The following is an 18,891-nucleotide window of genomic DNA, read 5'->3' on the forward strand; positions in this document are numbered from 1 at the left end:
GTGACGTATCGTTTGAACTTTATGGATAACTTATAAGCAATAGTGTTAATAATAAATTGGTGTTGGTTACGATATTTTATGCTGATTTTTAAAATTTGAAGTTGATAGTTGTTTAGTGTTTTTTATTAAAATAGCGACTTAGATCATCATTTATGATCCTAGATCAATACTAGGTTTTTGGCGTATGCCAATAATAAGCCTTATTGATCGAGGTTATCATCACCATGGCAAGACCTAAAATTGTAAGAAAAATCAGTTGCCGCCCTGCTTATAGTTGCTTTAAACCCAATGGGGTTCCGATGAAGCAATTACCTCGACTTGTTTTAGCCAGTGATGAATTAGAGGCACTAAGATTAGTTGATATGCTGGGTTTACAACAACTTGAAGCAGCTCAACAGTTAGGTGTTTCTCGTCAAACATTAGGCAATATTGTGGCACGAGGGCGACATAAAGTAGCGCAGGCATTAGTGATGGGAATGGCATTAGAATTGGTAACCGACAACCCTAAAAATACAGAGGAATAATGTATGTTAACAGCGATAGCGTTAACGCCAAGAGATCAGATTGCTGGTCATTTTGGTAAAGCAGCAATATTTGCTATTTATGATCAACAGGGCCTGCTGGTGGATCGTATTGAAAATAGTGGTAGTCGAGAGCTGGGATGCAAACATAAGAAAATACTTCAGCGACAACTTACGGCGTTGAACGTCAATGAAATTGTTCTGGGAAACATTGGTACACGCTCTTTAGCTCGTTTGCTGCAAGCTGGTTTTAGTGTGAGTCGTGTGCCGCCGAGAACATCACTCGCGGCTTTTTTAGCGGGTGGAATTAGCAAAGAAGCATTAGTGACTGCCGATCAAGGTCGTGCTTGTAAACGTGAAAAAGGTGCATGTGGCTGTGGTTGCAGCACTAAAAAAACGGTGCCTGTCGTGGCTAAAGTCGGTATGTTCGTGACCAGCTTTAATCAGTTAGGAAAAATTGGAGGGTTGAAATTATGACTACATTTTTCCTGACGTTAGGAATTTTCTTGGTGGTGATATTAGCGATGGCGATTGGGTGGTTTGTCAAACGTCAAACGATCAGTGGTAGTTGTGGTGGGTTAGCCAATGTTGGCGTCAATAAAGAATGTAACTGCGACGAACCTTGCGATGAACATAAACTTTATCAAATTCAAGAGCCAAATAGTCGCGCGCAGTAATCGCATTTGTATAGAAATAACAGCCATTGGCAGAGTAAACATACTCTGCCACCTTCTTTTTATTCGATTATTGACCCGCTCGAAGTTGTTCTACTTGGGTTATCACTGTTTGGGCTACAAGGTGGCGTAGCCATTGATTGCGAGGGTGATTGCTGTTGCGATGCAGCCATAGTAATCGAATATCAAAATCAGCAATCGCAACAGGGGGAGGGCATTGAGTTAATTGGTCATTGAAAATATCCAGCTGCGCCATCAAACGTGACACTACGCAAATTAAATCACGGCCACTTAGTAAATGTCGAATGGTAAGAAAGTTATGCGATCCTACTGCGACCTGACGTTGAAACCCTTGTCGCTGTAATTGATCATCAACCTGTGTGATTAATTTACCATCCGGACTTACAAGTGCATGGGGGTGGTGACTGTATTGATCGAGTGTGACGTTAGCATTAAGTCCGGTTGCGCGTTGATCATAAAGACAAACATGATCTTCGGTATATAAATATTGATGTTCAATATCCTTGCCCATATCTGTCATTGAACCGATAACTACATCCATTCGATGTTGATTAAAATCAGTGTGATAACTATGTCGATCAACATTAAAGAAACTCAGTTGGCATTGCGGCGCTTGATGGTGAATTGCATCATACAGCGCAGGGGCAAATAGCAACTCGGCATAATCGGTTAATCCTATTTTAAAAGTGCCACAAAAGTCAGCAGGAATAAATGTGCTCGGTCTAAGCAGTTCATTGGTGACTAATGACAAGATCGTATCGACAGTTGTTGCGTGTTCTAAAGCGGCTTGAGTTGGCAACATTTGGTGGCCATGCCGTTCAAATAAGGGATCATTTAATAAGCTACGTAAGCGCGATAAATTATGGCTCATTGCTGATTGGCCAATGGCTAATTGATTGGCGGCTTTGGTAACACTACGGGTGTCCATTAATGCGGCAAAGGCAATTAATAAATTAAGATCGACACCGCGCCAATTAATATCATGGTGGTGATGGTTAGCCATAGCCTATTCCCTTTAGCTGTTGATTAAACCTACGGTATTTTTGGAAAATGAAATACCGTAGATTTAGGAGGGTAATTATCACTAATTAAGCGTTATCTCTACAAATATCAGCGACCATCGGATCACACAATATCAATAAATCATCGGTGGCAATTTCTATTCCAGCCATACGATCACCACTACTGATATTGACCCGTTCAATGGTGGTAATAGCGCTATCAAAGACAATCACTAATGGACGCTTTAGTCCTATGGGTGCTACGGTACCGATAACTAACCCAGTTACTTTTTCCACTTCAGTTGCATCAGTACAAGTCATACGCTGGCAACCCAACAGTGCCCGTACTTTTTTAGGATCAACCGATTGTGGCCCAGGAACACATGCAAGAACATGAAAACCTGACATATCTTTTAATAATATCGATTTAACCATGTGGTGTGGATCAACGCCGCGCTCAGCTGCCGCTTCGGTAATAGTTTTCGCAGGTTTACTATGCGGCAACAAGCGGTAATCAACCCCTTCGTTATCAAGTAACTGTGTTACAACGGTATCAATTAAATTATTCTGCATTAAGATCATACGGTAAATCGAGTTTGTGCCAAAGTGCGTCAGGTGTTGCGGCAAAGCGGAATTGACTGTCATCGTCGAGATCGTTAGGTAGCACTACCAGAGCAATAGCTTGGTCATCAGCATAGTGATAGCCGCAAATAACAGTGCCACCTTTACGCCAATTCTCACCCACACTGCGCTCTAAGGCATCGCCAGCTTGTGGGCATTGTGAGGCCATACCTGCCACGATGTACATCGCACGTTTATTGATACCACGGTACTTCGCACGGGCGACTGTTTCTTGGCCGGTATAACAGCCTTTCTTAAAGCTAATACCATCAACTGCTTGTAAGTTTACCGCTTGAGGAATGAATTCAAGCTCGGTGGCGTTATCAATGCGAGGTTGTGCTGCCTTAATATCGTAGAGGTTCCATAACTCAGTAGTGGCGTAAACAGCATTAGGTGCCAATGTAGTAATAACCGCATCTGCATCTTCTGCGGTTGTAATGACCAGCCAGCGTGCGTTATCTACTTTTACCACTGTGGTGGTATCGTTATGACGAACATCGGCATCGCCACTGAAATGGTTATCAATGGTGGCTTGAGCTTGGGGGCCTGTAAGCCCTAAAATAATCGCTGAACTTTGCGTTATTTCTGTTTTGGAAAATACTGCATATTTTTTTAATTCAGGTAGTTGGCTTGCCATTACACTTTGACGTTGTAGTAAACCATAACCATTTTGGTAATGGAAAACGCGCATAACGGTACGTAATTTCCCTTTGGCATCACAGTGACCAGCAAAGGTCGATTTATCGGCGCTTAATGACACCACATCACAAGTTAACTGGCCTTGTAAGTAAGATTTAGTGTCAGGGCCAACGAGAGTCACCATTCCCCAGTCACTGAGGTTGATCATCGCTAAATCAGGTAGCGAATCAGTTGTGTTTAATGCGAACGGAGTAAAGGTGTGTTGAGTTGACCAAGTGCTCATAATGGTATCCACAAATGCTGTAATTATTACGCTATGTTATACCAACTGAACAAAATAATTAACTCTGGTTACATGATGGGTTAATTGGATGTTTTTGTTCGATGCAATTATGGTGGGCTAGGTCTCATCTTGAGGGATTATTTGTGCTAACGCATGGTCGTTATTGGGCTTGGCTGTTACTCTGTTTGCAACGGAAATACGCACAGTATTCGATTATCAGTGAGCCGTTAGGCACGCAATAGAGGTTATGTATGTTAGGTGCAGAAGAAAAAGCTCGCGTTAAATGGGCATGTCGTCGTGGTATGCTTGAATTAGACGTGTTAGTGATGCCATTTTTTGAAGAATGTTTTGATGATTTATCAGAACAAGAGCAACGTGATTTTATTTCTCTATTAACATGTGATGACCCTGATTTATTTAAATGGATGATGCAGCATGGTCGTAGTGATAACACGGCTCACGCGATGATGGTTGATAAAATTGTTGCCCATAACAACAGCAAGTTACGTTGATTTAAAGCTTAACTTATCCCCGCGACTGAACACTGCACTGAGTCTATCTTACTTAAGTGCAGTGCTATTATTATGGACTGTCCCACCTGTATTTTTACCCTTAAGTTATTTTTTTATCGAAGCCTTGCTGTTTGAGTGGCAACGAACTTATCAATATTATTTACGTCAACAAGGCCCTTTACGGCTTTATAGTGATGGTAATCTTCGTTGGTATGATCAGGCTGGAAAGGTGATAGCGGTTAAACTGGTTACGCGCTGGTTGGTGGTGTTGTCGATTACACATCATAGAAATCAATGGTTAATTATTTGCTATGACGGTTGTGATGCAGTTCAGTATCGACAATTAAAAATGATGATTCATTTAGGATTGTTAAAGCCTGATTCCGCCCATAATAAACTATGATGCTAATCATTAAATTAGCATCACGGTTTTGATAGTAAAAAATAGTTATTTACTACGATTAATGATTATTAGGTACTAAAATTGTTGCTGTTGCTTGTTCATCAAGTTCAGGATAATCAAGCGTATAATGCAACCCACGACTCTCTTTACGGGCCATCGCACACCGAACAATAAGTTCAGCAACTTGTAATAAATTACGTAATTCCAACAGGTTATTTGAAACACGGAAATGACTGTAATACTCATCGATTTCATGTTTCAGTAATTCAATTCGATGCATTGCGCGTTCTAAACGTTTGGTTGAGCGTACAATACCTACGTAATCCCACATAAATAATCGTAATTCATGCCAGTTATGTTGGATCACCACTTCTTCATCTGAATTGGTCACTTGGCTGTCATCCCAACAAGGTAATTGTTGCGGTTGTAAGATGGCATTAAATTGTTGTTCTATATTCTGTGACGCTGACCATGCGTAAACCACACATTCAAGTAGGGAGTTTGATGCCATACGGTTAGCTCCGTGCAAACCGGTATAGCTTACCTCACCAATGGCATATAAACCTTCAATATCCGTTTTACCTGATTTATCAACCATAACTCCGCCACAGGTGTAGTGCGCAGCTGGCACAATTGGAATCATATCGGTGGTGATATCAATGCCATAACCTTGTAATTTTTCAGCGATCATTGGAAAGTGGTTTCTGACAAAATCAGCTGGCTTATGGCTAATATCTAGGTACATACAATCGGCACCAAGTCGCTTCATTTCGTAATCGATCGCACGTGCCACCACATCACGAGGAGCCAACTCTGCTCGTTCATCAAAATCAAGCATAAAACGGCTACCATCAGGGCGACGTAAATAAGCCCCTTCGCCACGTAAAGCTTCACTTAATAAGAAGGTTTGTGCTTTTGGATGAAATAAACACGTAGGATGGAATTGATTAAATTCAAGGTTAGCAACGCGGCAACCTGCGCGCCATGCCATTGCAATGCCGTCCCCCGATGAAACATCAGGGTTAGAAGTATATTGGTACACTTTTGATGCGCCGCCTGTAGCTAAGACCACAAATTTAGCCGCAAGGGTTTCAACACATTCTTTATCACGGTTCCACACATAGGCACCAAGTGCGCGGTTGGTCTCTGAGTGTGGGTTTATCTTTTTCTCGGTGATAATATCAAGTGCATTATGACGTTCAAGGATAGTAATGTTAGGGTGGTTGCGGGCTTGTTCTTGAAGTGAAGTTTGCATTGCCATTCCTGTGGCGTCAGCAGCATGAAGGATACGACGATGGCTGTGTCCACCTTCTAGTGTCAGGTGGTAGCGAGGATCATCATCAGAATCTGATTCTTCACGATCAAAGGGTACGCCTCCATCAATGAGCCACTGCACACATTGTTTGGCATTTTCTGCAATAAATTGTACGACGTCTTGATTACAAAGGTGAGCACCTGCTATTAAGGTATCTTCAACATGGGATGCAATACTGTCTGATTCATCAAAAACGGCAGCGATACCTCCTTGAGCATAATAAGTTGCTCCTTCACTGAGTGGTCCTTTGCATAAAATGGTAACTTTACCAAGGTGTGCTAAATGGAGTGCGAGCGATAATCCTGCCGCGCCACTACCTATGACTAATATGTCGCTATCTTGTTGATGAGGTTGATTCATAGTGATTACATGTCCATGTGATAATCTTGTTTCATGCTACCAAATTTGTTATTAAAACGCATGTTTGTTTGGATTTTGGTAGCATAAATATCACTGATATACGGAACTTTGGCTGTGTTATTGTTAACAGGTAACAGCGTAATTAATTCATGTCTTTGTGATTTTTTACTTTTTTCAGCTACAGATCCTCGTCAGTGTTATTATTTCAGGTAAAATGACTGCTGTAATTAGATCTGCTTTTTATGTATTTTTGTTACAGTGAATAACGTCATGGTAACCAAAAAATAAAATTATTTTTTTAACGGTGGAACTTTGCCATTATCCATCGGTCTTAAGTAGTGCTCATGCTCATAAATATTTCATAAGTCAGTGTTTTATTTACGGTGAGACTAACGCTTATAGTGGCAGGATAATCTAAATAAATCATTGTGTATCAATAACGAATCTACGCCATTATTGGGTAAGTTATCGTGAGATGAATGCAATATTACTAACCGTAGACATGGGAGTACACGCTCGAATGAGCGAGCAGCAAACTGATCAGGTATTAATTGAGCGAGTACAGCGGGGAGATAAACAAGCATTCAACCTTCTGGTTATTAAGTACCAGAATAAAGTTTGTAATCTTGTTTCTCGTTATGTTAGCAATTCTGGTGATGTACCAGATGTTGCCCAAGAAGCGTTCATTAAAGCATATCGTGCCTTACCCACATTTCGTGGTGAAAGTGCATTTTATACATGGCTTTATCGCATCGCGGTTAATACGGCAAAAAATTATTTAGTCGCTCAGGGGCGTCGTCCGCCAGCATCTGATGTTGATGCTGAAGACGCGGAATATTATGAAAGTGGAAATGCGCTTAAAGAAATTTCGAACCCTGAGAACCAAATGTTGTCTGAAGAATTAAGGCGGGTTGTTTTTAGTACGATAGAAGCATTACCCGATGATCTTAAAACAGCGATCTCATTGCGTGAACTGGATGGTCTAAGCTATGAGGAAATTGCTGAAGTAATGGGATGTCCAGTAGGTACTGTTCGCTCACGTATATTCCGTGCTCGAGAGATAGTTGAAAAACGTATTCATCCCCTTATGCAACAATGATAATGTTGCACCGAACGGTGGAAAAAATGGCTGATAAAGAAAAAATTTCGGCATTGCTTGATGGCGAAGATTTGGATCAGAGTATTATCAATGCGCTGACCGTTGACAAAAATAGCGAGCAAAGCTGGCATGACTTCAACCTAATTGGTGATGTTATGCGTGGTGATGCGCCGCAATGCAAAGAATGGAATATTGCAGGAAATGTCGCGTTAGCGTTAGAGGCTGAACCGGCACATACAGGTGCTGTGATCACTCATATTGAGACTGTTACTCAGCCAATAATTACTGAAGAACAACCGACCCCATTTAAAGCGAAGCGGACATTACCCGCTTGGCTATCCCAGTTTGGTCAGGTTGCAGTGGCTGCATGTGTTTCATTAGCGGTCATTGTTGGCGTTCAACAATATGACGGTAATGGTAGCAACCTGGCGACAACAACCAGTAATGATGTGCCTGTACTTCAAACCATTCCATTTACGGGTAAAGCGGAACCTGTGAGCTTAAATACCAGTATGGTTGATAATAATCAGACACCATCTGAGTCACAGTTAATGGAACAGCGACGTCGTATTAACTCGATGTTACAAGATTATGAGCTTCAACTTCGGTTTAATGCTGAAGATGGCAGTATCGATCACTCACGATTACATCCTAATAATTCAGTGGCGGATTAATGAAAAAAATACTGGTCGGTGCACTTGCATTGGTCAGCCTATTATTGCCACTCCAAGCCTCTGCTGAAGCGGTTAAACCTTCAACAGAGGCTTTGTTGCATCAAATGGGCCAAGCCAGTCGAGATCTTAGTTATGAGATGTCATACATTTGGGTAAAGAAAAACAGCATTGATACCTTACGCTATCGGCATGCGTTAGAGAAAGGTCAAAGTTATGCACACTTGTTGTTCCTTAGTGGGCCACCACAAGAGGTTATCCAACGAGGCGATGAAGTTAGTTATTTTGAGCCTGGGCTTGATCCTTTCACCATTAAAAGTAACAAAATGGTCGCGCCAATATTGCCTTTAATGAAAGCAAATATAGACCGACTGGCTAATTTCTATGATTTTATCGCTATGGGACGCGCTCGCGAAGCCGGTGTTGCTTGTGATGTAGTGCGTGTCGCTCCTAAAGATGGTAATCGCTACTCTTATTTATTGTGGATTGATCAGACCACACATTTAGTGATGCGGGCTGATTTGTTGGATCGTGAAGGCGACCTACTTGAACAATTTCGAGTGGTATCATTTGTTGTGAACCCTAAAGTTGCTGAAATGCTCAGTAAGCTTGAGCAAGTTAAATTGCCAGCTGTGGTACAATTGCCACAACAACCACAGAAAAAACTTGAGTGGGCTGTGAAGTGGTTACCTAATGGTTTCACATTAATTGCGGGTAATCGCCACCGTTTATTATTAACTGAACGTGCGGTTGAAAGCCGAATGTACAGTGACGGTTTATTTAGTTTCTCTGTGTATGTTTCTGATGTTGATAACTTTGTTGGGCGAGGACAATTAGTTCGTCAAGGGCGTCGTACTTTAACCACCAGAGTTGATGGCAACAAAGAAATAACGGTTGTCGGTGATATTCCACCAGAAACAGCGCGACGTATTGCAGAAAACGTAACCTTTGATAATACTAAAGCTGAGGTTACCCAAACGAGTAAATAATCATGATGAGAACATTAGCGACTGTTGTCGCTGTTGATAGCGGTCAGATAACCGTGAGTTGCCAACAACAAACCAGTTGTGGTCATTGCGCATCGAGTGACAGTTGCGGCACAGGTATTGTGACAAAAGCGATGCCTGGGCGTTCTCATCAGATAAATATTGCAACCAATGAAAAAATAACCCTCGGACAAGTCGTTGAAATCGGCTTATCTGAGCGTAGTATGTTGAGTTCAGCACTATTAGTTTATATGCTACCGCTGCTATTTTTAGTGGGCGGTAGTTTAATTGGACAGTACATTTTTATTGATTTAGCGGCCAGTAACCAACTCGGTGTTATTGTGTCGGCTGCTGTTGCTACTACGGTAGGATTAATGATTGCACGGTATTATGCCAAGAAATTCGATGGGGATTCAGCCTACAAACCAAGCCTTATTCGAGTGCTTGGATTACCCATTTCAGCAGATAAGCTGATAAATGCCGCATCGAAAGATAGCGAGTAGCGTTTAAATTCGGTAGAATCCGTCAACTTGATCTTAAGATCCCATTCATTTTTAATCACGAGCTAGTCACGCCATTCATGAAGCACATTCGTAACTTTTCGATTATCGCACATATCGACCATGGTAAGTCGACTTTATCCGACCGTCTAATTCAAGTCTGTGGCGGCCTTTCTGATCGAGAAATGGCTGCACAGGTTTTAGATTCAATGGATCTTGAACGCGAACGCGGTATCACTATCAAAGCCCAGAGCGTGACGCTCGATTATACGGCTAAAGATGGTGAAACTTATCAATTAAACTTTATCGACACCCCTGGACACGTTGACTTCTCGTATGAAGTATCGCGTTCACTTGCAGCCTGTGAAGGTGCATTGCTGGTGGTTGATGCGGGCCAGGGCGTAGAAGCTCAGACTTTAGCAAACTGTTATACTGCAATGGAAATGGACTTGGAAGTGGTGCCGATTTTAAATAAAATCGACCTTCCTGCCGCCGATCCTGAGCGTGTAGCCGAAGAAATTGAAGACATTGTGGGTATTGATGCGCTTGATGCTGTGCGTTGTTCAGCAAAAACAGGTGTCGGTGTTGACGAAGTTTTAGAAAAAATCGTTGAAGCAATTCCAGCACCAGAAGGTGATCCGGATGCGCCATTACAAGCACTAATTATTGACTCATGGTTTGATAATTACTTAGGCGTAGTGTCTTTAGTGCGTGTTAAAAACGGTAAGCTAAAGAAAAACGACAAAATTAAAGTGATGACCACAGGTCAAATCTGGGGTGTTGATCGTCTTGGTATCTTTACACCAAAACAAATTGATACTACTGAACTAAATACTGGCGAAGTTGGCTGGGTTGTTTGTGGTATTAAAGACATTCTAGGCGCACCCGTTGGTGATACATTAACGCTAGCTAAAGGCGGTTGTGAGACAGCATTACCTGGCTTTAAGAAAGTAAAACCACAGGTATACGCAGGTTTGTTCCCTGTATCATCTGATGACTACGAGAACTTCCGCGATGCGTTAGGTAAATTAAGCCTAAATGATGCGTCATTGTTTTATGAACCAGAAAGTTCGACAGCACTTGGTTTTGGTTTCCGTTGTGGTTTCTTGGGTATGCTCCACATGGAGATTATTCAAGAGCGTCTGGAGCGTGAATATGATCTGAACTTGATTACTACTGCACCAACAGTAGTATATGAAGTGAAGAAAACTGACGGTACTATGTTGTATGTTGATAGCCCGTCAAAATTACCTGCTGTCAATGACATTGAAATTATGGGTGAGCCTATTGCTCGCTGTAATATTCTGGTACCAAGCGAATACCTAGGTAATGTTATTACACTATGTATTGAAAAGCGTGGTACGCAAGTTGATATGGTTTATCACGGTAATCAAGTGGCCTTAACTTATGACATTCCGATGTCAGAAGTAGTACTGGATTTCTTTGACCGTTTGAAATCAACCTCGCGTGGTTATGCGTCGTTAGATTACAATTTCCAGCGTTACCAAGAATCAGACATGGTTCGAGTCGATATTTTGTTAAACGGCGAGCGTGTTGATGCGTTAGCTATCATTACTCATAAAGAAAACTCACAGACCCGTGGTCGTGATGTTGTTGAGAAAATGAAAGAATTTATCCCTCGTCAAATGTTTGATATTGCTATTCAAGCAGCGATTGGTGCCCATATCATTGCACGTTCAACTGTGAAGCAATTGCGTAAAAACGTAATCGCAAAATGTTATGGTGGCGATATTAGCCGTAAGAAGAAGCTACTACAGAAACAGAAAGACGGTAAGAAGCGCATGAAGCAAATTGGTAATGTTGAATTACCACAAGAAGCTTTCTTAGCGATTCTTCATGTGGGCAAAGATAAGTAGTAACCGTTCTTTGTTTATAACAGTCTAGATGTAATTAGAAAGTGCTTATTTAACCTGTTAAATAGCACTTTCTTTTACTTAGAAGTTTTAAATTAGTCACAATAAACAAATGGTTGTGGTTAATTGCGTTAAACCTAAGGGATAACATGGCAAATACATTTTCAATAATACTGGTCTTAGCGACGATCTTTACCGGTATTATTTGGGCGCTAGATAAATTTCTATGGGCACCGAAGCGACAATTAAAAATTGCAGCCGCAGCTGAAAAAGCCGGTAGTCAAGTTGATGCTGAAGTAATTGCACGTGTTGCACCTCAGCCTAGTTGGGTTGAGTCTGCAAGCTCAATGTTTCCTGTTATTGCATTGATCATGATCTTCCGTTCATTTATTTATGAACCGTTCCAGATTCCATCAAAGTCAATGTTACCAACCTTGTATGTGGGTGATTTCATTCTGGTTCAAAAATTTGCTTACGGGTTACGTGATCCTGTTTTTGATCATAAATTTTTAAATACTGGTGAGCCTAAACGTGGTGATGTGATTGTATTCCGTTACCCACCTAATCCAAAGATTGATTACATTAAACGTGTTGTTGGTTTACCAGGTGATTTAATTCGTTACAGTGTTGACAAAAAACTATGCATTCAGCCACAAGGCACTTCTGTTTGTAAGCCTGTGAAATTAACGAACATGAAAGACAGTGAATTTACCCAAGGTATGACACGTCTGATTGAATATAACGAACACCTTGGTGATGTAAATCATCATATTTTGATCAATCCATCGCGACGTGATAACCGTATGGCTTACGTACCTCGCCCAGGGATCGGTGAGTGGATTGTACCAAAAGGTGAATATTTTGTTATGGGTGACAACCGTGACAATAGTGCTGATAGTCGTTACTGGGGTTTTGTACCAGAAGCGAACTTAGTCGGCAAGGCGGTAGCTATTTGGATGAGCTTTGATTTTGATCGCAAGCCTGATAGTTTACTTCCATCTTGGATCCCTACCGGCGTACGTTTTAATCGTATCGGTAGCATTAAATAATCGAGAGAAAATGACAACTCCAGCGAATAGGCTCCAGCGCAAGCTGGGCTACCAGTTTAATAATTGTGAGTTGATGACATTAGCACTGACACATCGCAGTGCTAATGGCACCCACAACGAGCGCCTAGAGTTTCTAGGCGATTCTATTTTAAGTTTTGTTGTTGCTGATGACTTATATCACCGTTTTCCTAATGTGGATGAAGGTGATATGAGCCGAATGCGCGCAACACTAGTTCGTGGTAAGACCTTGGCAGAGTTAGGACGTGAGTTCGAACTAGGCGATTACTTACTATTGGGCCCAGGCGAACTGAAAAGTGGCGGTTTCCGTCGTGATTCTATTTTGGCTGACTGTGTTGAAGCAATCATTGGCGCGGTTTATCTAGATAGTGATGTTGAGACAGTGCGTCAAGTCGTATTGGCTTGGTATAAATCACGTCTTGATACAATTGAACCAGGCATCAACCAAAAAGATCCAAAAACACGCCTGCAAGAATGCTTACAAGGTCGCCGTTTACCATTACCTGCATATACTGTAACTAAGGTACAAGGTGAAGCTCATAACCAAGAGTTCACTGTACAGTGTGATGTCACAGGTTTGGATGAGCCTGTAATCGGTAAAGGCGGCAGTCGGCGCAAGGCAGAGCAGGCAGCAGCAGAAATTGCACTTAATCAGTTGGAATCATGACAGATAAACAACATTGTGGCTTTATTGCCATCGTTGGTCGACCGAACGTCGGAAAATCAACCTTGCTTAACCGTTTAGTGGGACAAAAACTGTCTATCACTTCACGTAAACCTCAAACGACACGTCACCGTATTATGGGTGTTGACACTCGTGATGGGTATCAAGCTGTTTATATTGATACTCCAGGTTTGCACATTGAAGAAAAACGTGTGATTAACCGTTTAATGAACCGTGCTGCTAGCAGTTCATTAACCGACGTTGAATTAGTACTATTCCTTGTTGATGGCACGACGTGGACGGCTGATGATGAGATGGTACTGAATAAGCTTATGAAAAGTGAGCTGCCAACAGTATTGTTGATCAACAAAGTCGATAATATTAAAGAAAAGCATGAGTTATTCCCGCATTTGCAGGAGTTAGCGAAAAAAATGCCGTTTGTTGATGTTATTCCAATGTCGGCAAAGAAAGGCACCAACATTGCGGCAATTGAAAAAATTGTTCATGACCATTTACCTGAATGTGAATACTACTTCCCTGAAGAGTATGTAACGGATCGTTCACAGCGCTTTATGGCGTCAGAAATTATTCGTGAAAAACTAATGCGCTTTACAGGTGAAGAATTACCATATTCAGTTACCGTTGAAATTGAACGTTTTGATTTCAACCCTGAAACAAATGGTTTTGATATCAATGGGTTGATTCTGGTTGAGCGTAAAGGCCAGAAGAAAATGGTGATCGGTAAAGGCGGCGATAAGATCAAAGTTATTGGCCGCGAAGCCCGTTTAGATATGGAAGATCTATTTGAACGCAAAGTGTATCTAGAACTTTGGGTTAAAGTGAAATCAGGTTGGGCAGATGACGAACGTGCATTGCGCAGCTTAGGTTACATTGACGATCTATAAGGATAGTAATGGAGGGCTTACAGCGTTGTTTTGTCCTTCATTATCGTCATTATAGTGAGACGAGCCTGATCCTCGATGTGTTTAGCGAGGATTATGGCCGTCTTACCCTGCTTGCTAAAGGCGCGCGTCGTAAGCGCTCTAATCTAAAAGGTACATTACAACCTTTCACGCCATTGTTTATAAAATGGAGTGGTAAAGGGAGTATGCCTGTCCTTACCCATGCTGAACCCATCAGTATCGGCTTGCCACTGCGCAGCTATATTTTATATTCCGCGATGTACGTTAATGAAGTGTTAACGCGAGTATTAGAAAACCATACCCCTTATCCGGTGTTGTTTCTCGATTATTTGAATGTGTTGCGTGAGCTTGCACAAGCGGATAATCCAGAGCCCGCATTGCGTCGTTTTGAACTCGCCTTATTACATCATCTTGGTTACGGTATCGATTTTTTGCATTGTGCTGGCAGTGGGTTAGCGGTCGACGATCATATGACCTATAACTACCGCGAACAATTAGGATTTATTGCCTCAATAAAAATCAGCCAATTAACTTTTCGTGGTAATGAATTGAAAGCCATTGCTGCAAGGTGTTTTGAAACCCCTGAACAACTTCGAGCTGCGAAACGCTTTACACGCATAGCCTTAAAGCCGTATCTTGGTTCAAAACCACTAAAAAGTCGGGAATTATTTATTCCTCGAGCAAGGAGCATCGGAAAATGAGTAACATTCTACTGGGTGTCAATATTGATCATATCGCAACATTACGTAATGCCCGTGGCACACGATACCCTGATCCTGTTCATGCTGCAGAAGTAGCAGAACGTGCAGGTGCAGATGGTATTACGGTGCATTTACGTGAAGATCGTCGCCATATCAATGATCGTGATGTGCGCATCTTACGCGAAACATTACAAACGCGAATGAATCTAGAAATGGCGGTCACTGATGAAATGGTGGCGATTGCTTTAGAGACTCAACCTGAATATGTCTGTCTAGTGCCTGAAAAACGTGCGGAATTGACGACCGAAGGTGGCTTAGATGTTGCGGGACAATGTGAAAAAATTACTGCAGCAACCACAGCATTAGCCGCAGCAGGGATTAAAGTATCACTGTTTATTGATGCTGATAAACGCCAGATCGATGCAGCGTTAGCGACAGGTGCGCCATTCATTGAATTGCATACCGGCCATTATGCAGATGCAACCACTGAAGAGATTCAAGCTGCAGAGTTAGCTAAAATTGCTGAAGCAGCAACTTATGCGGCTGGTTTGGGAATTAAAGTTAATGCCGGGCACGGTTTAACTTACCATAACGTTAAAGCTATCGCTGCGTTACCTGAACTGTATGAACTTAATATTGGTCATTCTATTATGGGACGTGCAATGTTTGATGGTCTTGAAAAAGCGGTCACAGATATGCGTTCATTGATGCAGGAAGCGCGTGGCTAATGGCTATTTTAGGTTTAGGGACTGATATCGTTGAAATTGAACGGATTGAAAAAGTACTCACTCGTGCTGGTGATGGTTTTGCTGAACGGGTGTTATCAGCCTCTGAACTTGAACAATACTATCGATTAAAGTTACGCGCTCGGTTTGTAGCAAAACGGTTTGCAGTTAAAGAAGCGGCTTCTAAGGCATTAGGAACGGGCATTGCGTGTGGCGTGTCTTTTCAAGATTTTACCGTAACCAATGATGAGCGTGGTAAACCTTTAGTTGCTTTTTCTGGTCAAGCTCTATTATTACTGACGGCAATGGGGGGGCTACATGTGCACCTAACTATTGCCGATGAGCGTCGCTATGCGGTAGCAACGGTGATCATTGAAAGTTAATCTTATTGTGATGATAGGATGATAAAAAGCGCTAGCCTTATCAACTAGCGCTTTTTTGTTGCCATCTTGTTTATGGCAAAATAATGCGATTAAAAATAATCAGTTATGTAATGGTGCTAGTATTAATGTCGGTATTGCTTTGAGGCTTTAACCACATTATCCATTTCATCGATAAGCTCTAATAGCTCTGGTTCAATATCAGTGATTGTAGCGTTCGCTTTTAGTTCGGTCTCAATGGTATGGCAGAGGTATTTCAAGCGCGGTACACCACTATAAGCACAACTACCGTGAAGCTTATGGATTGATGTCCACAATTCAACTTGTTTACCATCCAATGCTTCATTGACTAATAATTCCACCTCTGGCATATAATCCAATAGCATTTGCAACATATCACGGGCTAAATCCTCTTTACCTGCAGCTTGTTTAAGTGCCAGTGACCAATCGAAATTAATGCTATTATCAATGGTTTGTGGTGTTTCTTGTTGCGTTTGAATAATATCAATCGTTGCATGTGATGATGAAATAGATACCACGCCTTGATGATCGCTTGGAGTGATCCACTTGGCCAAAATTTGCTGCAAAATATGCTCTTCAATGGGCTTTGTAAGGTAATCATCCATTCCTGCGCTGATTAGGCGCTCTCGCTCACCCGCCATGGCATGAGCTGTTACAGCAATGATGGGTGTATTATGGTTAAGATCGGTTTTGTGTATTTCTTGGCAAGCAGTCACACCATCCATTTCGGGCATTTGAATATCCATAAAGATCAGATCAAATGTTTTTTGATGGGCGTATTCGACGGCTTTTTTGCCCCCTGTTGCGGTGATCACGGTCTCAACACGCTCACCTAATAGGGCTGAAATTAACTTTAAGTTGGCAGGGTTATCATCCACTGCCATTACTGTTAATGCTTGAATCGGCTCTGGCGTTGTGGTTAATGCTGGCAGTTCAGGCTCATTATGGTCATCGCTGTTATCACATAATGCTTCAAATAATTTACGTGAGGCAATCGGCTTACCAAGACAAGTTTCAACCCCGGTATTCGCCAGTTTTTCTGATAATGCAAGTTCAGTTGTTGGTAAACAAACCAGTACCTTATCGGCAACTTGTTCGGCTTTAAATACGTGATTAAACAGTACTGCTGTTGGTGGTTGCTCACTCGGCGATAAACACAGTAAAGCAAAATCATGGTGTTCAATATCTTCCGGCATGGTTGAGCGATAAGTTACATGAACCCCTGCATTGATTAACCGTTGCTGTACCACCGAGGCCGCTTGCATATTGGGTTCAATAAGTAGTAGTTTTTTGCCCACTAATGAGGTTGTATCAATAAGTTGTGATACAGGTAAATCTGTTTTGTGCATGCGAATGCTAAACCAGAATGTCGAACCTTGGTGAAGGCGACTAGTAAGGCTGACTTGGCCACCCATTTGGCTGACCAGCTTTTGGGTGATCACTAGCCCTAAACCAGTGCCGCCATAACGACGAGAGATACTCGCATCGGCTTGGCTAAAGGCTTGGAAAAGTTGTGCTTGTTGGCGCTCTGAAATACCAATACCAGTATCACGCACCATAAATTGCAGTTCGATATTATTATCATGCTCAGACTTAAGCTCAACCGACACATCAATGTTGCCCGTCTCAGTAAACTTAACCGCATTGCCGATTAAGTTAGTGACCACTTGCTGTATACGCAGTGGATCACCAATTAAGCTTGGTGGTATGCGAGTGTCGATTTTGAGGGTTAATTCTAAGCCCTTTTCATGGGCACTTGGCGCAAGTAGACGCATCACATCATCAAGTGCATCAGTGAAATCAAACGGTATATTTTCTAATAATAATTTACCTGCTTCTAGTTTTGAGAAGTCTAAAATATCATTGATGATAGTGAGCAGGTTGTTGGCTGAATTTTCAATTGTTAGTAGATAATCTTGTTGGTTGGTATTGAGTTTGGTTTTTAGCATTTGACGCGTAAAACCGATAACACCATTCAGTGGCGTTCGTAATTCGTGTGACATGTTGGCTAAGAATTCAGACTTAACCCGTGCCGCCTCTTGAGCTCGTTTTTTGGCAATGTCTAACTCAACGTTTTGAATTTCAAGTTGCTCAAGAGTTTCACGTAAATCGGAAGTGGCCTGATCAATACTTTGCTGCATTTCAATATGATATTCAGACAGTGAAATTGCCATCGCATTGATACCGTTTTTAAGGGTATCAAGTTCACCAAGGAGCTGACCTTCGATTCGAACATCAAGGTGTCCGCGTCGAATTCTATCAACGACACTGATCATATGGGAAATGGGACGAGTCACATCTTGCATTAACCGATAAGCAAACAAAGACGATAGGCTGAGTCCAAGCAGTAATACCATTAGAGCGGTAAACACTTCTTGATATTGTTGTAACCGCAATGAGCTGAGGTCAAGTTCAATGGCAATATAACCCAATGGTTTCCCTAATGAGCTAGCACTCGTATTTGAACCAAATTGGCCTTCAGTTAAAATAGGGGTACGTAAAATAAGGGTATTATCGTTGAGCTGAGTATCAAGTAAACGTGGAATAGGTTTATCGTCTGGATACATAAAAGAAGCAAAATTACGGTGAAAGTTAGAGGTCGCAAAAATTTTATTGTGATCCGTAAAAACAGCAATGCTTCGAATAATGTCGGAATGTTTACGATGGGTGTAACCGATCAGGCGTCGAATAGCCTCCCGATTTTTTTCGGTCATGCCATATTCAGCTGAAATAGCCAACGGCTCAATGATACTGGTGCCTGTTGAAATCAATTGATGTTCAAGGTCTTGATAGCGGCTCATAGTAAAAAAAGCGCTCAATAACAGGCCGATTATCAGTGTTGGTGCTAATGTCAGGGTAAAGACCCTGGCACGAAGTCCATATTTGGTCATGGTTCTCTTAATTACAAGCAAGCGATTCTGTGGGAGAAT

At 41.8% G+C, this 18,891-nt stretch carries 21 protein-coding genes; 16 read left to right on the forward strand and 5 right to left on the reverse strand.

Annotated features, from left to right (window positions below; translation table 11 throughout):
* Positions 1–224 precede the first annotated feature (224 nt).
* From VXS03_RS18085 to nqrM, 3 genes are read left to right on the forward strand one after another with little or no spacing between them, the layout of a single operon-like run.
* On the forward strand, positions 225–524 hold the full coding sequence (locus VXS03_RS18085) for a DUF134 domain-containing protein (protein ID WP_327765268.1): 300 nt from the start codon (positions 225–227) through the stop codon (positions 522–524).
* A gap of 3 nt (positions 525–527) precedes the next feature.
* Entirely contained in the window at positions 528–998 is a 471-nt protein-coding gene (locus VXS03_RS18090; protein WP_327765269.1) for a NifB/NifX family molybdenum-iron cluster-binding protein, read from the forward strand.
* Positions 995–1,198, forward strand: coding sequence for a (Na+)-NQR maturation NqrM (gene nqrM / locus VXS03_RS18095; RefSeq protein ID WP_080158392.1), 204 nt, complete (start codon positions 995–997; stop codon positions 1,196–1,198). The genes VXS03_RS18090 and nqrM overlap by 4 nt, the downstream gene beginning before the upstream one ends.
* A 67-nt stretch (positions 1,199–1,265) precedes the next feature.
* Here nqrM and VXS03_RS18100 read toward each other — a convergent pair whose 3' ends face one another.
* The 3 genes from VXS03_RS18100 to ygfZ all read right to left on the reverse strand — a co-directional run bounded on the left by VXS03_RS18100 (position 1,266) and on the right by ygfZ (position 3,763).
* On the reverse strand, positions 1,266–2,219 hold the full coding sequence (locus tag VXS03_RS18100) for a LysR family transcriptional regulator (RefSeq protein WP_327765270.1): 954 nt from the start codon (positions 2,217–2,219) through the stop codon (positions 1,266–1,268).
* An 85-nt stretch (positions 2,220–2,304) separates the two neighbouring features.
* Positions 2,305–2,790: an aminoacyl-tRNA deacylase gene (locus tag VXS03_RS18105; RefSeq protein WP_327765271.1), complete on the reverse strand. Its 486-nt coding sequence runs from the start codon at positions 2,788–2,790 to the stop codon at positions 2,305–2,307.
* Entirely contained in the window at positions 2,780–3,763 is a 984-nt protein-coding gene (ygfZ, locus tag VXS03_RS18110) for a tRNA-modifying protein YgfZ (RefSeq protein ID WP_442957465.1), read from the reverse strand. The genes VXS03_RS18105 and ygfZ overlap by 11 nt, the downstream gene beginning before the upstream one ends.
* Positions 3,764–4,011: 248 nt before the next feature.
* Between ygfZ and VXS03_RS18115 the strand changes: the two genes are divergently transcribed.
* The gene (locus tag VXS03_RS18115) at positions 4,012–4,272 is read left to right on the forward strand and encodes an FAD assembly factor SdhE (protein WP_327765273.1); all 261 of its coding nucleotides are present in this window, start codon (positions 4,012–4,014) and stop codon (positions 4,270–4,272) included.
* On the forward strand, positions 4,241–4,675 hold the full coding sequence (locus tag VXS03_RS18120; RefSeq protein ID WP_327765274.1) for a protein YgfX: 435 nt from the start codon (positions 4,241–4,243) through the stop codon (positions 4,673–4,675). Before VXS03_RS18115 ends, VXS03_RS18120 begins: the two co-directional genes overlap by 32 nt.
* Positions 4,676–4,733: 58 nt before the next feature.
* On the opposite strand, the gene nadB is transcribed toward VXS03_RS18120, so the two are convergent.
* A complete protein-coding gene (gene nadB, locus VXS03_RS18125) occupies positions 4,734–6,350 on the reverse strand; it encodes an L-aspartate oxidase (RefSeq protein ID WP_327765275.1) in 1,617 nt (538 codons plus the stop codon).
* Between the two features lie 520 nt (positions 6,351–6,870).
* Between nadB and rpoE the strand changes: the two genes are divergently transcribed.
* The 11 genes from rpoE to acpS all read left to right on the forward strand — a co-directional run bounded on the left by rpoE (position 6,871) and on the right by acpS (position 15,943).
* Entirely contained in the window at positions 6,871–7,449 is a 579-nt protein-coding gene (rpoE, locus tag VXS03_RS18130) for an RNA polymerase sigma factor RpoE (protein ID WP_327765276.1), read from the forward strand.
* 26 nt (positions 7,450–7,475) lie between these two features.
* Positions 7,476–8,123: an RseA family anti-sigma factor gene (locus VXS03_RS18135; RefSeq protein ID WP_327765277.1), complete on the forward strand. Its 648-nt coding sequence runs from the start codon at positions 7,476–7,478 to the stop codon at positions 8,121–8,123.
* Positions 8,123–9,109, forward strand: a complete 987-nt coding sequence (gene rseB, locus VXS03_RS18140) for a sigma-E factor regulatory protein RseB (protein WP_327765278.1) — start codon at positions 8,123–8,125, stop codon at positions 9,107–9,109. Before VXS03_RS18135 ends, rseB begins: the two co-directional genes overlap by 1 nt.
* Positions 9,110–9,111: 2 nt before the next feature.
* A complete protein-coding gene (locus VXS03_RS18145; protein ID WP_327765279.1) occupies positions 9,112–9,609 on the forward strand; it encodes a SoxR reducing system RseC family protein in 498 nt (165 codons plus the stop codon).
* A gap of 77 nt (positions 9,610–9,686) precedes the next feature.
* Entirely contained in the window at positions 9,687–11,483 is a 1,797-nt protein-coding gene (gene lepA / locus VXS03_RS18150) for a translation elongation factor 4 (protein ID WP_107276738.1), read from the forward strand.
* A 146-nt stretch (positions 11,484–11,629) separates the two neighbouring features.
* Positions 11,630–12,529 carry a signal peptidase I gene (gene lepB / locus VXS03_RS18155; RefSeq protein ID WP_080158220.1) on the forward strand — a complete coding sequence of 300 codons (900 nt, stop codon included), beginning with the start codon at positions 11,630–11,632 and terminating at the stop codon, positions 12,527–12,529.
* 10 nt (positions 12,530–12,539) lie between these two features.
* Positions 12,540–13,214, forward strand: coding sequence for a ribonuclease III (gene rnc, locus VXS03_RS18160; RefSeq protein ID WP_080158219.1), 675 nt, complete (start codon positions 12,540–12,542; stop codon positions 13,212–13,214).
* Positions 13,211–14,116 carry a GTPase Era gene (era, locus tag VXS03_RS18165; protein WP_080158218.1) on the forward strand — a complete coding sequence of 302 codons (906 nt, stop codon included), beginning with the start codon at positions 13,211–13,213 and terminating at the stop codon, positions 14,114–14,116. The genes rnc and era overlap by 4 nt, the downstream gene beginning before the upstream one ends.
* A gap of 8 nt (positions 14,117–14,124) precedes the next feature.
* Positions 14,125–14,835 (forward strand): DNA repair protein RecO, encoded by a 711-nt coding sequence (gene recO / locus VXS03_RS18170; RefSeq protein WP_327765280.1) that lies wholly within the window; start codon positions 14,125–14,127, stop codon positions 14,833–14,835.
* On the forward strand, positions 14,832–15,563 hold the full coding sequence (pdxJ, locus tag VXS03_RS18175; RefSeq protein WP_327765281.1) for a pyridoxine 5'-phosphate synthase: 732 nt from the start codon (positions 14,832–14,834) through the stop codon (positions 15,561–15,563). The genes recO and pdxJ overlap by 4 nt, the downstream gene beginning before the upstream one ends.
* Positions 15,563–15,943 carry a holo-ACP synthase gene (gene acpS / locus VXS03_RS18180; protein ID WP_327765282.1) on the forward strand — a complete coding sequence of 127 codons (381 nt, stop codon included), beginning with the start codon at positions 15,563–15,565 and terminating at the stop codon, positions 15,941–15,943. The genes pdxJ and acpS overlap by 1 nt, the downstream gene beginning before the upstream one ends.
* 122 nt (positions 15,944–16,065) lie before the next feature.
* Here the strand turns inward: acpS and barA are convergent, their stop codons facing one another.
* The gene (gene barA, locus VXS03_RS18185) at positions 16,066–18,852 is read right to left on the reverse strand and encodes a two-component sensor histidine kinase BarA (RefSeq protein ID WP_327765283.1); all 2,787 of its coding nucleotides are present in this window, start codon (positions 18,850–18,852) and stop codon (positions 16,066–16,068) included.
* Positions 18,853–18,891 lie beyond the last annotated feature (39 nt).

This window comes from Photobacterium sp. S4TG1, assembly GCF_036040035.1.
Taxonomy (GTDB): domain Bacteria; phylum Pseudomonadota; class Gammaproteobacteria; order Enterobacterales; family Vibrionaceae; genus Photobacterium.